The organism is Streptomyces sp. 3211.6, assembly GCF_003634815.1.
Classification (GTDB): Bacteria; Actinomycetota; Actinomycetes; order Streptomycetales; family Streptomycetaceae; genus Streptomyces; species Streptomyces katrae_A.
The window spans coordinates 1,725,762-1,739,171 of sequence record NZ_RBXC01000001.1; the positions used below are offsets into that span (position 1 = coordinate 1,725,762).

14 protein-coding genes are annotated in these 13,410 nt (G+C 71.8%); 1 reads left to right on the forward strand and 13 read right to left on the reverse strand.

Translation table 11 applies throughout. The annotated features are described in order from the left end of the window. Window positions 1-172: 172 nt before the first annotated feature. Complete coding sequence (gene bldD, locus BX286_RS08040; protein WP_007263032.1) at window positions 173-673, forward strand: transcriptional regulator BldD; 501 nt, start codon at window positions 173-175, stop codon at window positions 671-673. A 158-nt stretch (window positions 674-831) separates the two neighbouring features. On the opposite strand, the gene nusB is transcribed toward bldD, so the two are convergent. The 13 genes from nusB to BX286_RS08110 form a co-directional block, all read right to left on the reverse strand. Next, window positions 832-1,266, reverse strand: a complete 435-nt coding sequence (nusB, locus tag BX286_RS08045) for a transcription antitermination factor NusB (RefSeq protein ID WP_079425022.1) — start codon at window positions 1,264-1,266, stop codon at window positions 832-834. Between the two features lie 2 nt (window positions 1,267-1,268). Continuing rightward, entirely contained in the window at window positions 1,269-1,835 is a 567-nt protein-coding gene (gene efp, locus BX286_RS08050) for an elongation factor P (RefSeq protein WP_079425024.1), read from the reverse strand. Window positions 1,836-1,894: 59 nt separating this feature from the next. Then, window positions 1,895-3,001, reverse strand: a complete 1,107-nt coding sequence (locus BX286_RS08055; protein ID WP_079425026.1) for an aminopeptidase P family protein — start codon at window positions 2,999-3,001, stop codon at window positions 1,895-1,897. A gap of 82 nt (window positions 3,002-3,083) precedes the next feature. After that, window positions 3,084-3,818 (reverse strand): AAA family ATPase, encoded by a 735-nt coding sequence (locus tag BX286_RS08060; protein WP_079425028.1) that lies wholly within the window; start codon window positions 3,816-3,818, stop codon window positions 3,084-3,086. 46 nt (window positions 3,819-3,864) lie between these two features. Beyond that, the gene (gene aroQ, locus BX286_RS08065; protein WP_045947843.1) at window positions 3,865-4,305 is read right to left on the reverse strand and encodes a type II 3-dehydroquinate dehydratase; all 441 of its coding nucleotides are present in this window, start codon (window positions 4,303-4,305) and stop codon (window positions 3,865-3,867) included. Then, entirely contained in the window at window positions 4,302-5,393 is a 1,092-nt protein-coding gene (gene aroB / locus BX286_RS08070; RefSeq protein ID WP_079425030.1) for a 3-dehydroquinate synthase, read from the reverse strand. The genes aroQ and aroB overlap by 4 nt, the downstream gene beginning before the upstream one ends. After that, on the reverse strand, window positions 5,390-5,908 hold the full coding sequence (locus BX286_RS08075) for a shikimate kinase (RefSeq protein ID WP_079425032.1): 519 nt from the start codon (window positions 5,906-5,908) through the stop codon (window positions 5,390-5,392). Before BX286_RS08075 ends, aroB begins: the two co-directional genes overlap by 4 nt. Next, window positions 5,905-7,089 carry a chorismate synthase gene (aroC, locus tag BX286_RS08080; protein WP_079425034.1) on the reverse strand — a complete coding sequence of 395 codons (1,185 nt, stop codon included), beginning with the start codon at window positions 7,087-7,089 and terminating at the stop codon, window positions 5,905-5,907. Before aroC ends, BX286_RS08075 begins: the two co-directional genes overlap by 4 nt. A 148-nt stretch (window positions 7,090-7,237) precedes the next feature. Further along, window positions 7,238-8,062 (reverse strand): shikimate dehydrogenase, encoded by an 825-nt coding sequence (locus BX286_RS08085; protein ID WP_100865090.1) that lies wholly within the window; start codon window positions 8,060-8,062, stop codon window positions 7,238-7,240. Window positions 8,063-8,068: 6 nt separating this feature from the next. Further along, window positions 8,069-9,793, reverse strand: a complete 1,725-nt coding sequence (gene mltG / locus BX286_RS08090; protein ID WP_100865089.1) for an endolytic transglycosylase MltG — start codon at window positions 9,791-9,793, stop codon at window positions 8,069-8,071. Between the two features lie 128 nt (window positions 9,794-9,921). Beyond that, window positions 9,922-10,392, reverse strand: a complete 471-nt coding sequence (ruvX, locus tag BX286_RS08100) for a Holliday junction resolvase RuvX (protein WP_079425040.1) — start codon at window positions 10,390-10,392, stop codon at window positions 9,922-9,924. A 2-nt stretch (window positions 10,393-10,394) separates the two neighbouring features. Beyond that, window positions 10,395-13,064, reverse strand: coding sequence for an alanine--tRNA ligase (gene alaS, locus BX286_RS08105; protein WP_079425042.1), 2,670 nt, complete (start codon window positions 13,062-13,064; stop codon window positions 10,395-10,397). Then, entirely contained in the window at window positions 13,064-13,408 is a 345-nt protein-coding gene (locus tag BX286_RS08110; RefSeq protein WP_079425044.1) for a DUF6167 family protein, read from the reverse strand. The genes alaS and BX286_RS08110 overlap by 1 nt, the downstream gene beginning before the upstream one ends. Window positions 13,409-13,410 lie beyond the last annotated feature (2 nt).

Here is a 13,410-nt window from a genome sequence, read left to right on the forward strand (position 1 = left end):
CCGTCCACGGTACCAGGGCCCGGCGGACACCCGCGCACCGAGGCCCTGCGCTCCCCCTCGTACGAGGGGGTCGATGACCATTCGGCTTGACGCATCCACGTAACGCTGCGTAACCTCACAGTGAGTTACCAGCCGCGCGGCGGAGCCGCACGTCACAGCGTCCGGGAGCGTTATGTCCAGCGAATACGCCAAACAGCTCGGGGCCAAGCTCCGCGCCATCCGCACCCAGCAGGGCCTCTCCCTCCACGGTGTCGAGGAGAAGTCCCAGGGCCGTTGGAAGGCCGTGGTGGTCGGTTCTTACGAGCGCGGGGACCGCGCCGTGACCGTCCAGCGCCTCGCCGAGCTGGCGGACTTCTACGGGGTTCCGGTCCAGGAGCTGCTCCCGGGCACGACCCCGGGCGGGGCCGCCGAGCCGCCGCCGAAGCTCCGCCTCGACCTGGAGCGCCTGGCGGGCGTGCCCGCCGAGAAGGCCGGCCCGCTCCAGCGTTACGCCGCGACCATCCAGAGCCAGCGCGGCGACTACAACGGCAAGGTGCTGTCGATCCGCCAGGACGACCTGCGCACCCTGGCCGTCATCTACGACCAGTCCCCCTCGGTCCTGACCGAGCAGCTGATCAGCTGGGGCGTCCTGGACGCCGACGCGCGCCGCGCCGTGGCCCACGAGGACATCTAGTCCCCCGGCCGCTCCGGCCACCAGCAGAAACGTACCGGCGGGTGCCGGGGCCCCAGGGTCCCGGCACCCGCCGGTTTTCGTGCGCCCGCACCCGGCGGGCATACGGAAGGGCCCGCGACGCGGACGTCGCGGGCCCTTCCGTATGTGCGGTGCGCTCGTCAGCCCTCGCCGCGGCGCAGGCTCGGCTTCAGGTCCTTGAAGCGGGCCAGCAGGCCGTTGACGAAGGCCGGCGAGTCGTCCGTGGAGAACTCCTTCGCCAGCTGCACCGCCTCGTCGATCGCCACGGCGTCCGGGGTCTCGTCGACCCAGATCAGCTCGTAGGCGCCCAGCCGCAGGATGTTCCGGTCGACGACCGGCATGCGGTCGAGCTCCCAGTCCACGGCGTAGGTGACGATCAGGTCGTCGATGCGGTTCACCTTCTCGGCGTAGCCCTCGACGAGGTCCATCGTGAAGGCGCTGACCGGCGGCTGCCGGACGTCCGCATTCGCGTGCCGGATCCAGTCCGCGAGGACCTCGCGCACGGGCACGCCGCGCTGGTCGGCCTCGAAGAGGATCTGGAAGGCGCGCTTGCGCGCGTTGCTCCGGGCAGCCACGGTTAGCTGTTCACCCGGCCGAGGTAGTCGGAGGTGCGGGTGTCGACCTTGATCTTCTCGCCGGTGGTGACGAAGAGCGGGACCTGGATCTCGTGGCCGGTCTCCAGCGTGGCGGGCTTGGTGCCGCCGGTGGAGCGGTCGCCCTGGACGCCCGGGTCGGTGTGGGAGATGGTCAGCTCGACGGCGGCCGGGAGCTCGACGTAGAGCACCTCGCCCTCGTGCTGCGCGACCGAGGCGGTGAAGCCCTCGATGAGGAAGTTGGCGGCGTCGCCGACGGCCTTGCGGTCGACCATCAGCTGGTCGTAGGTCTGCATGTCCATGAAGACGAAGTAGTCGCCGTCCATGTACGAGAACTGCATGTCGCGGCGGTCGATGGTGGCCGTCTCGACCTTCACACCGGCGTTGAAGGTCTTGTCGACGACCTTGCCCGAGAGCACGTTCTTGAGCTTGGTGCGCACGAAGGCCGGGCCCTTGCCGGGCTTGACGTGCTGGAACTCGACGACGGACCAGAGCTGGTCACCGTCGAGCTTGAGCACCATGCCGTTCTTGAGGTCGTTCGTGGAAGCCACGGTTGCGGAATCTCCTGCACTGGAAGACCAGGGAGGCGCACACGGCCCGGCACAGCGGACTACAGTGCGAGCAGCTCCTTGGTCGTAATGGTGAGTAGCTCGGGACCGCCGTCCGCCTCGGGGCGCACGACGAGCGTGTCATCGATCCGGACACCTCCCCGGCCGGGGAGGTGAACCCCCGGTTCGACGGTGACCGGCACGCAAGCGTCCAGTTTACCCATTGCCGTAGGTGCAAGCTGCGGGTCCTCGTCGTTTTCGAGGCCGACCCCGTGTCCCATGCACCCCGCCAGTTCCTCGCCGTAGCCCGCCGAGTCCAGCACGGACCGGGCGGCATGGTCGACTTCGCGGTAGGCGGCGCCGGGCAGCAGCGCCTCCCGGCCGGCCCGCTGGGCGGCGAAGACCAGGTCGTACAGCTCGATCTGCCAGTCGGCCGGAGTGGTGCCGATCACGAAGGTGCGGCCGATCTCGCAGCGGTAGCCCCGGTAGTTCGCGCCGAGGCAGACGGACAGGAAGTCGCCCTCCTCCACCCGCCGGTCCGAGGGCCGGTGGCGGGAGCGGCCGGAGTGCGGGCCGGTGCCGACGGAGGTCGGGAAGGCGGGACCGTCCGCCCCGTGGTCGACCAGCCTGCGTTCCAGCTCCAGGGCCAGGTGGCGTTCGGTGCGCCCGACCAGGATCGACTCCAGCAGCTCCCCGAGGGCCTGGTCGGCGATCTCGGCGGCGATGCGCAGGCAGGCGATCTCCTCCTCGTCCTTGACCAGCCGCTGCTGTTCCACGGCGGTGCCCAGGTCGGCGAGCCGCAGCCGGGGCGCGACGGAGCTGACGGCGCGGTGCCGGGCGACGGTGAGGTGGTGCTCCTCGACGGCGAGGGTGTCCGCCCGCGCGGCGGCGGCGCGGTCGGCCGCGGCCACCGCCGGATCGGCCCCGGGGCCGCCCAGCAGGCTGAGCGTCAGCCCCTCGTCCAGGCGTCCTTCCTCGGCCTCGCCGGTGGGGGCGGACGCGCAGAAGAGCTCGTCGGCGGCGGGCCCGACCAGCAGGACGGCGCCCAGCGGGGACGCCCCGGTGAGGTAGCGGACGTTCGCCGGACGCGTGATCAGGGCAGCGGAGTTGCCCGCGGCGGCGCAGCGCTCGCGGAGCAGGCCCCTGCGGGCCGCGTACACGTCTGACATGTCTTCGAGCCTACGAGCGCCCCGCGCATCCGGCCCGGCGAGCGCGTCCGGACGGGCCCGCGCCCGGCCTCCCCCGCGGCCCCTACCAGCGCGGAGGGCTCGCCAGGGCCCGCGCCAGGGCCTCGTCCAGGGCCCGCGCGGTGGCTTCCACGTCGAGGTGGGAGTTGTCGATGATCGGCAGCCCGGAGCCGTACCAGCCGGCCATCCGGCCGTGGATGCGGGCGACCTCCTCGTCGGACAGCCGCCGGTTGCCGGAGCGGGCGGCGTTGCGGTCGAGGACGATCTCCAGGCCCGGGAGCAGGACGACGGGCAGCAGGGCGGGCCCCACGTGGCGCTTCCAGCCGCCGAGGCCGACCACGGGCCGGTCCGGGAAGACGGCGTCGTCCAGGATGCAGGAGATGCCGTTGGCCAGGAAGTTGCGGGCGGCGAAGCCGCAGGTGCGGCGGGCGAGGCGGTACTGGGCCTCGGAGTGGTCGTTCCAGCCGGCCTGCGGGTCCGCGAAGCCCGAGCGGACCCATTCGCGGACGTCGTCCAGGCTGATGTGCGCGGTGGGCACCGGGCGGGTCGCCGCCCAGTGCCGGGCCACGGTGGTCTTGCCGGCGCCCGCCGGGCCGATGAGCAGCACGGCGAGCGTGGCACCGCCCGTCCCCGCGGCGGGGGGAGCGGCCGGCGCGGCCGCGGCGGGGGGCAGCGGGATGTGCCCGGTCGCCTCGGGCACCGGGGGCGCCGGCCAGCCCTGCGCGGGGGGTATCGGCGGGGGCGGGGGCGGCGCCGGGTGCTGTCCCGGCGGGCCCCAGCCCCCCACTCCGTGCTGCATCCGCGCCACTCCGTCTCGTTCAGGCGACTGATGCGAGAACGTTATCTCAGCCCGTGACCTCTTCGGCCAGCGCGCGCAGCGCCAGCCGGTAGGAGCCCAGGCCGAAGCCCGCGACGGTGCCGGTCGCCACGGCCGCGATGACCGAGGTGTGCCGGAACTCCTCCCGGGCGTACGGGTTGGAGATGTGCACCTCGATCAGCGGGGCGGTGCGCTGCGCGGCCGCGTCCCGCATGGCGTACGAGTAGTGCGTGAAGGCGCCCGGGTTGATCACGACCGGGATCTTGCCGTCCGCCGCCTCGTGCAGCCAGCGCACGAGCTCGCCCTCGTCGTTGGTCTCGCGGACCTCGACGTCGAAGCCGAGTTCGGCGCCCAGGGTGCGGCAGCTCTCGACCAGGCCGGCGTACGAGGTGGCCCCGTACACGTCGGGCTCGCGGGAGCCGAGCCGGCCCAGGTTCGGGCCGTTCAGCACCAGGACGGGGCGGCTCACGCCGACACCTCGCCGTACGCGGCGATCAGGTGGGCCGGGTCGGGGCCCTCCAGGACGGTCGGCTTGCCCAGCCCGTCGAGGACGATGAAGCGCAGCAGGTTGCCGCGGGACTTCTTGTCGACCTGCATGGTCTGGAGCAGCTTGGTCCACTGGTCGCCGCGGTAGGTCAGCGGCAGGCCGACGGAGGCGAGGACGGACTTGTGGCGGTCGGCCGTGGCGTCGTCCAGGCGTCCGGCGAGGCGGCCGAGTTCGGCGGCGAAGACCATGCCGACGGAGACGGCCGCGCCGTGGCGCCACTTGTAGCGCTCGTTCTTCTCGATGGCGTGCGCGAGGGTGTGGCCGTAGTTGAGGATCTCCCGCAGGCCCGACTCCTTGAGGTCGCTGGAGACCACGTCGGCCTTGACCTGGATGGAGCGGACGATCAGCTCGGCCGTGTGCGGGCCGGCGGGCGTGCGGGCCGCCGCCGGATCCTCCTCGATCAGGTCGAGGATCACCGGGTCGGAGATGAAACCGGCCTTGATGATCTCGGCGAGGCCGCTGACGTAGTCGTTGACGGGCAGCGACTCCAGCGCGGCGAGGTCGCACAGCACACCGGCCGGCGGGTGGAAGGCGCCGACGAGGTTCTTGCCCTCGGCGGTGTTGATGCCGGTCTTGCCGCCGACGGCCGCGTCGACCATCGCCAGGACGGTGGTCGGGACGGCGATCCAGCGCACGCCGCGCAGCCAGGTGGCCGCGACGAAGCCCGCCAGGTCGGTGGTGGCGCCGCCGCCCACGCCGACGATCACGTCGGTGCGGGTGAAGTTCGACTGGCCCAGCGCCTTCCAGCAGTAGGCCGCCACCTCGACGGTCTTGGCCTCCTCGGCGTTGGGCACCTGGATGGCGATGGCCTCGTAGCCCTGTTCGGCCAGGTCCGCGCGCAGCGCCTCGCCGGTCTCGGCAAGGGCCTCGGGGTGGATCACGGCCACCCGCTGGGCCCTGGTGCCGATCAGGCCGCCGAGCTCGCCGAGCAGCTGCCGGCCGACCAGCACGTCGTACGCGTCGTGTCCTGCGCTGGCGCCGACCTGGATCCGCGTCACCTGGTCTGTCATACGTCCTTCAACTCCAGAGCGTCGAGGACCGCCTGGGCGACCTCTTCGGGGGTGCGTTCGTCCGTGGCCACCACGACGCGCGCGACTTCGGTGTACAGGGGGCGCCGGGCCTCCATCAGCTCGCGCCACTGCCGGCGCGGGTTGACGGCCAGCAGGGGGCGGGCCGCGCCGAGGCCGACGCGGCGCACGGCCTCCTCGACGTCCATCGACAGGTAGGCGACGGGCAGGCCGGCCAGCAGGGCGCGGGTGCCCGCGTCGAGGACGGCGCCGCCGCCGAGGGCGAGGACGCCCGTGTGCCCGGCGAGGGCGGCGGCGACCGCCTCCCGCTCCAGCTCACGGAAGTACGGCTCGCCCTCGTCGACGAAGATGTCGGAGATCTCGCGGCCCTGGGCGGCGACGATGTCCGCGTCCGTGTCCCGGTAGGGGACGCCGAGCCGCTCGGCGAGCAGCGCCCCCACCGTGGACTTGCCGGACCCCATGGGGCCGACGAGGACGACGAGCGGTCCGCCCGTCACCGGATCTGCAGGTTGTCGAGGTACGACTGCACGTTGCGGCGGGTCTCGGCGACCGAGTCGCCGCCGAACTTCTCCACGACCGCGTCGGCCAGGACGAGCGCGACCATGGCCTCGGCGACGATGCCCGCGGCGGGCACGGCGCAGACGTCGGAGCGCTGGTGGTGGGCCACGGCCGCCTCGCCGGTGGCCACGTCGACGGTGGCGAGGGCGCGCGGCACGGTCGCGATCGGCTTCATCGCGGCGCGCACGCGCAGCAGTTCACCGGTGGTCAGGCCGCCCTCGGTGCCGCCGGAGCGGCCGGAGGTGCGCCTGATGCCCTCGGGGGTGGAGACGATCTCGTCGTGCGCCTTCGAGCCGGGCACGCGGGCCAGTTCGAAGCCGTCGCCGACCTCGACGCCCTTGATGGCCTGGATGCCCATGAGCGCGGCGGCGAGGCGGGCGTCGAGGCGGCGGTCCCAGTGGACGTGGGAGCCGAGGCCGACGGGCACGCCGTAGGCGAGGACCTCGACGACGCCGCCGAGGGTGTCGCCGTCCTTGTGGGCCTGGTCGATCTCCGCGACCATCGCCTTCGACGCGTCGGCGTCGAGGCAGCGCACCGGGTCGGCATCCAGCTTCTCGACGTCGGCGGGGGTCGGGTAGACGCCGTAGGGGGCCTTGGCGGAGGCCAGTTCGACCACGTGCGAGACGATCTCGATGCCCGCGACCTCCTTGACGAAGGAGCGGGCGACGGCGCCGAGGGCGACGCGGGCGGCGGTCTCACGGGCGCTGGCGCGCTCCAGGATCGGACGGGCCTCGTCGAAGCCGTACTTCTGCATGCCGGCGAGGTCGGCGTGGCCGGGGCGCGGGCGGGTCAGCGGCGCGTTGCGGCCGGTGTCCTTGAGCAGCGCGGGGTCGACGGGGTCGGCCGACATGACCGTCTCCCACTTGGGCCACTCGGTGTTGCCGACCATGATGGCGACCGGGGAGCCCTGGGACAGGCCGTGGCGGACGCCGCCGAGGAAGGTGATCTCGTCCTGCTCGAACTTCATCCGGGCACCGCGTCCATAGCCGAGCCGGCGGCGGGCCAGGTGGTCGGCCACCAGCTCGGTGGTGACCGGGACGCCGGCGGGAAGGCCCTCCAGCGTCGCGACCAGGGCCGGTCCGTGCGACTCTCCTGCGGTCAGCCAACGCAACCTGCTCAACGATGCTCCTCATGCTCGCGCCGGGCACTGCCACGACGGGCCGGGTGCGCGGGCCCGGTACCGCCGGTACCCGAATCCTCCCACGTCCCGGGGGTTCCTCCGTGATCCGGTCCAGCTGTCGGACGGCCGTCTCACGGCCGGGAGGCCCCTAACGGGCCGCGAGCGCCCGCTCTCCCGCCGCACGCATGGCCGCCAGGGGGCCGGGGGTGCGGCCGGTCATCAGCTCCACCTGGAGCACGGCCTGGTGGACGAGCAGGTCCAGGCCCCCGAGCAGGGTGCCGCCGCGGCCGGTCCAGGCGGCGGCGAGGGCGGTGGGCCACGGGTCGTAGAGGACGTCGAAGAGGGCGCCCGGGGCCGCGGGTACGGCGGCGGCCAGTTCGTCGGTGGCGCCCGCCGGGGTGGTGGCGATCACCAGCGGGGCCGTCAGGGCCTGGGCGGCCCTCGACCAGTCCTCGGTACGGACCTCCACGCCGAGCCGCTCGCCCCAGCGGCGCATCTCGTCGGCCCGGGCGCCGGAACGGACGTACGCGGTGATCTCGCCGGTGCAGATCCGCGCGAGGGCGGCCAGCGCCGAGGAGGCGGTGGCGCCCGCGCCGAGGACGGCCGCGGCGGGGACCTTCTCGACCCCGCGTTCCCGCAGGGCCGCGACTATGCCGGGGATGTCGGTGTTGTCGCCGACGCGGCGGCCGTCCTCGGTGAGGACGAGGGTGTTGACCGCCTCCACCGAGGCGGCGGTGTCGCTGATCTCGTCCAGCAGCGGGATGACCGCCCGCTTGAGCGGCATCGTCAGGGAGAACCCGGCCCACTCGGGGCCGAGGCCGGACACGAACCCGGGGAGCGCGGCCTCGCCGATCTCGAACCGGTCGTAGGACCAGTGGTCGAGGCCGAGCTCCCGGTAGGCCGCCCGGTGCAGTACCGGTGAGAGGGAGTGCTCGATGGGAGAACCCAGCACCGCGGCCCGTGTCCGTGACATGTCCTGCTACCCGCCGTTCTTCTTCTGCGCCTGACGCTCCTGGAACTCCGCGACGAGCTTCAGGTGCTCGTCGTAGGTCTTCGTGAAGGTCGTCTTGTTGCCGTCGACCGACACGAAGAACATCCAGCCGCCGTGATCGGGGTTGAGCGTAGCGGTCAGCGCGTCCAGGCCGGGGTTGTCGATCGGGCCGGGCGGGAGGCCCTTGACGAAGTGGGTGTTGTACGGGTTGTCGAAGGCCTGGGCTTCCTTCAGGTTGAAGTTGATCTCGCTCTGGTTCTTGACGTAGTTGTACGTCGAGTCGAACTGGAGCTTCTGGTTCGTGACGTCGTTGGTCTTCTTGAGGCGGTTGTAGACCACCTCGGCCATCTTGCGGAAGTCGTCGTGGTTCTTGCCCTCGGCGTTGACGAGGCTCGCGACGGTGATCACCTGGAGCGGGTTCTCCAGGTTGAGTTCCTTGGCCTTGGCCTCGATGCCCAGCTCCGCGTACTTGTCGGAGGCGTTCTTGACCATCTGCTTGAGCAGGGACTCGGGCGTGCTGTCCTTCTTGAGGTCGTACCGCATCGGGTACAGGAAGCCCTCGAGCGGGTCCTGGATCTTGGGGTTCGCCGCGGCCCAGGCCGGCAGGCCGAGGTTCTTCGCCTCGCGCGAGGCGATCTCGCGGGTGGTGCCCTCGGGTTTGCCGAGCTTCTTGTCGATCGCCTTGTAGACGTCGGAGTTGCGCATGCCCTCGGGGATGGTGATGACGGCCAGCTTGCTGGGGTCGATCATCAGTGCGACCGCGGCCGCACCCGACATCTTCTTCTTCATCGGGTAGACACCGGGCTGGATCGACTTGCCCTTGGGGTTGGCGCCGGCCGCGTCGACGAAGGACTGGGCGCTGGCGACCACGCCGGCTTCCTTGAGGATGCGGCCCATCTGGCCGAGGCCCGCGTTCTTGGGGATCTCGACGTCGACGATCTCGTCGGTGCCCTCGCCGGCGAAGTCCTCGGTCGCGCCGAACCGGTCCTTCAGGTAGCCGTAGCCGTAGTAGCCGCCACCGCCGACGATGCCCACGATCACCACGGCGGCGACCAGGCAGGCCGCGCCGCTGCGCTTCTTCTGCTTCTTCTTGCCCGCCTTGCCGCCCTTGCCGCGGGCCGCCCGGCGGCCGCCGGACACCGGCTCGTCGCCGTCGTCGTCCGCGCCGCCGCCCACGGGCAGCAGGGACTCCTCCGACTCCTCCTCCGCCTCGGCCGGATCCGGCTCCAGGTGGCGCCGGCCGGGGGGCGTCGGGGGCGGGAAGGCGTCCGGGGTCGCGTACAGGTCGGGGGCCTCGCCGGGGTAGGCCCCGGCGGACTGCTGGGCGTACGGGTCGGCGCCCGCGTAGGGGTCGGTCTGGACGGCGGCCATGTACTGCTGTTCGTGGCCGCCGTCCCAGCCCGGGCCCTGCCCCTGGCCCTGGCCCTCGTACAGCGCCTGCTGCTGGGCGTGGGCGTGCTGGACCGCGTACGCCTGCTGCTCGGCGTACTGCGGCTGCTGCGGGTACTGCGGGGTGTACTCCTGCTGGTACTGGGCCTGCTGGTACTGCAGGTCCTGGTGCTGCGGCTCCAGGGGGTGCTGGTACTGCTGCGGGTCACCGCCGTAGGGAACCTGCCCCTGCTGCGTCTGGTGCGCGGTCCACCCCTGGTCCCCGTAGAGGGGGTCCTGGGGGTTCCACGGTTCGGAGCCGTGGCCCCGGCCATAGTCAGTCATCGGTCCCCTAGAGCCGCGAGACGTGGTCCGTGGCTCATGTCGGCCGCGGTACCCGGTTCCGCCTCTTGAGTGGTGGGCGACGGCTGTTCGAATGCCGTCTCATCGCGCGGAACGTTACCGTATCGCGATCAGACAACCACTTCGACGCACTCACCAGGCGGATTACCTGATACCCGTTCGGTCTCAAGAGCGTTCTGAAGGATGACCACAGCGGCGGCCTGGTCGATGACCGACCTGCCCTTCTTCGCGTTCCGCCCGGAGGCGCGCAGGCCCTGGGCGGCGGTGACCGTGGTCATCCGCTCGTCCACCAGACGGACCGTCACCGGCTTGATGCCCTTGGCCAGTTCGTTCGCAAAGGCACGCACCTTGGCCGCGGCCGGCCCCTCCCGCCCGCTGAGCGAGCGGGGGAGGCCGACGACGACTTCGAGGGGTTCGTACTCCTCGACGAGCTGCCGCAGCCGCCGGTGGGCGGCCGGGACGTCCCGGCCGGGGACGGTCTCGACCGGTGTGGCCAGCACCCCGTCGGGGTCGCACGAGGCGACCCCGATCCGGGCGTCTCCGACGTCGATGGCCAGCCGGCGGCCGCGGCGCAGGCTCATCGTCAGGCCGTCTCGACGACGAGGCGTTCGACCGCGGCGATGGCCTCGGGCACGGCGGCCGGGTTCTGGCCGCCGCCCTGGGCCACGTCCGGCTTGCCGCCACCGCCGCCGCCGAGGGTCTTGGCGGCGGTGCGGACCAGGTCACCGGCCTTGAGGCCGCGCTCGCGGGCCGCCTCGTTGGTGGCGATGACGGTCAGCGGGCGGTCGTTCGCCACGGTGAACAGTGCGACGACGGCCGGGCGGTCGCCGGGGATGCGGCCGCGGACGTCCAGGACCAGCTTGCGCAGGTCGTCGGCGCCCGTGCCGTCCGGCACCTGGCCGACGACGAGGGCGACGCCGCGGATGTCCTGGGCGCCGGAGGCGAGACCGGCGGCGGCCTGGAGGACCTTCTCCGCGCGGAACTTCTCGATCTCCTTCTCGGCGTCCTTCAGCTTGCCGAGCATGGAGGCGATCTTCTCCGGCAGCTCCTCCGGACGGCCCTTGACCAGCTCCTGGAGCTGGGCGACGACCGTGTGCTCCTTGGCGAGGAAGTTGTACGCGTCCACGCCGACGAGGGCCTCGACGCGGCGCACGCCGGAGCCGATGGAGGACTCGCCGAGCAGCTTCACCAGGCCGAGCTGGGCGGTGTTGCCGACGTGCGTGCCGCCGCAGAGCTCCTTGGAGAAGTCGCCGATGGTCACGACGCGCACGCGCTCGCCGTACTTCTCGCCGAACTCGGCGATGGCGCCCTGCTTCTTCGCCTCGTCGATGCTCATGATCTCGGCGGTGACGTCGAGCTCGCGGGAGAGCACGTCGTTGATCTTCTGCTCGACGTCGGTGAGCACCGTGCCGGGGACGGCGTTCGGCGAGCCGAAGTCGAAGCGGAAGCGGCCGGGGCTGTTCTCGGAGCCGGCCTGGGCGGCCGTCGGGCCGAGGGCGTCGCGCAGCGCCTGGTGGGTCAGGTGGGTGGCCGAGTGGGCGCGGGCGATGGCCCGGCGGCGCTTGACGTCGATGGCGGCGTAGGCGGAGGCGCCGACCGTGACCTCGCCGACCTGGACGGAGCCCTTGTGGACGGAGACGCCCGGGACGGGCTGCTGGACGTCGCGGACCTCGATGACGGCACCGGTGTCGAGCTTGATGCGGCCCTGGTCGGCGAGCTGGCCGCCGCCCTCGGCGTAGAAGGGGGTGCGGTCGAGGACGACCTCGACCTCGTCGCCCTCGGAGGCGGCGGGCGCGGAGACGCCGTTGACCAGGAGGCCGACGATGGTGGCCTCGCCCTGGTTGGTGGCGTAGCCGGTGAACTCGGTGGCGCCGGAGCCGTCGGCGATCTCGCGGTAGGCGGAGACGTCGGCGTGGCCGGTCTTCTTGGCCTTGGCGTCGGCCTTGGCGCGGTCGCGCTGCTCCTGCATCAGGCGGCGGAAGCCGGACTCGTCCACGGAGAGGCCCTGCTCGGCGGCCATCTCCAGGGTGAGGTCGATCGGGAAGCCCCAGGTGTCGTGGAGCAGGAACGCCTTGTCGCCGGAGAGGACCGTGCCGCCGGCGGCCTTGGTCTCGGTCACGGCGGTGTCGAGGATGTTCGTGCCGCCCTTGAGGGCCTTGAGGAAGGCGGCCTCTTCGGCGAGCGCGACGGTCTCGATGCGCTTGCGGTCGGTGACGAGCTCCGGGTACTGCTGCCCCATCGTGTTGATCACGACGTCGACCAGGTCCTGGACGACGGGACCCGTGGCACCCATGAGGCGCATGTTGCGGATGGCGCGGCGCATGATGCGGCGCAGCACGTAGCCGCGGCCCTCGTTGCCGGGGGTGACGCCGTCGCCGATGAGCATGACGGAGGTGCGGATGTGGTCGGCGACCACGCGCATCGACACGTCGCTGTCCTTGGCGGCGCCGTAGCGCACGCCGGTCAGCTCGGTGGCCTTGTCCATGACCACGCGCAAGGTGTCGGTCTCGTACATGTTCTGCACGCCCTGCAGGATCATCGCGAGGCGTTCGAGGCCGAGGCCGGTGTCGATGTTCTTCGACGGCAGGTCGCCGAGGATCGGGAAGTCCTCCTTGCCCTCGCCGGCGCCGCGCTCGTACTGCATGAAGACCAGGTTCCAGATCTCCACGTACCGCTCGTCGTTGACGGCGGGGCCGCCCTCGACGCCGAACTCGGGGCCGCGGTCGTAGTTGATCTCGGAGCAGGGGCCGCAGGGACCGGGCACGCCCATGGACCAGAAGTTGTCCTTCTTGCCCAGGCGCTGGATCCGCTCGGCCGGGACGCCGATCACCTCGCGCCAGATCGTCTCGGCCTCGTCGTCGTCGAGGTAGACGGTGATCCAGAGCTTCTCGGGCTCCAGGCCGTAGCCGCCGTCCGCCACGGAGCTGGTGAGCAGCTCCCAGGCGTACTTGATGGCGCCTTCCTTGAAGTAGTCGCCGAAGGAGAAGTTGCCGCACATCTGGAAGAACGTGCCGTGGCGGGTGGTCTTGCCGACCTCTTCGATGTCCGGCGTACGGACGCACTTCTGCACGCTGGTGGCCCGCGGGGCCGGCGGCTTGGTCTCACCGAGGAAGTACGGCTTGAACGGGACCATGCCGGCGTTGACCAGCAGCAGAGTCGGGTCGTCGGCGATGAGCGACGCCGAAGGGACAACGGTGTGACCGCGCTCCTCGAAGAAGCTCAGCCAGCGGCGGCGGATTTCAGCCGACTCCATCAGTGGTCCTCATTCCGGTTGTACGAGTAGGTCGATCGGTGGGTGGTGCTGTCGCTGCCGATGGCCCGCAGCCGCCGCGGCCCGGGGAGGGCGGTGACGTTGTCGGGCCGGTCGGGGTCCTGGGTCAGGCCCAGTGCGTCGTTCAGCTCGTCCTCGCGCTGCGTCATTCCCGCCTTGACGTCGAGGGCGAAGTCCTTGAGGCGGTGGCCCGCCTCCACGGCCTTGTCGGCCGCCTGGGCCGCGAGGCTCTCCGGCGTCAGCTTCTTCAGCTGGCGGTTGACCTTGGTGGTGGCCCATACGCCGGCGGCGGCGCCGGCGGTGAACCAGAAGGCTCGGCGGAACATCG

What these genes read in the sequence shown, in the direction of transcription:
- ruvX (WP_079425040.1), bottom strand. Translation starts at nt 10,392, where the DNA reads ATGAGCCTGCGCCGCGGCCGCCGGCTGGCCATCGACGTCGGAGACGCC.
- BX286_RS08060 (WP_079425028.1), bottom strand. Translation starts at nt 3,818, where the DNA reads ATGCAGCACGGAGTGGGGGGCTGGGGCCCGCCGGGACAGCACCCGGCG.
- mltG (WP_100865089.1), bottom strand. Translation starts at nt 9,793, where the DNA reads ATGACTGACTATGGCCGGGGCCACGGCTCCGAACCGTGGAACCCCCAG.
- BX286_RS08055 (WP_079425026.1), bottom strand. Translation starts at nt 3,001, where the DNA reads ATGTCAGACGTGTACGCGGCCCGCAGGGGCCTGCTCCGCGAGCGCTGC.
- aroB (WP_079425030.1), bottom strand. Translation starts at nt 5,393, where the DNA reads ATGACAGACCAGGTGACGCGGATCCAGGTCGGCGCCAGCGCAGGACAC.
- alaS (WP_079425042.1), bottom strand. Translation starts at nt 13,064, where the DNA reads ATGGAGTCGGCTGAAATCCGCCGCCGCTGGCTGAGCTTCTTCGAGGAG.
- BX286_RS08110 (WP_079425044.1), bottom strand. Translation starts at nt 13,408, where the DNA reads ATGTTCCGCCGAGCCTTCTGGTTCACCGCCGGCGCCGCCGCCGGCGTA.
- BX286_RS08085 (WP_100865090.1), bottom strand. Translation starts at nt 8,062, where the DNA reads ATGTCACGGACACGGGCCGCGGTGCTGGGTTCTCCCATCGAGCACTCC.
- bldD (WP_007263032.1), top strand. Translation starts at nt 173, where the DNA reads ATGTCCAGCGAATACGCCAAACAGCTCGGGGCCAAGCTCCGCGCCATC.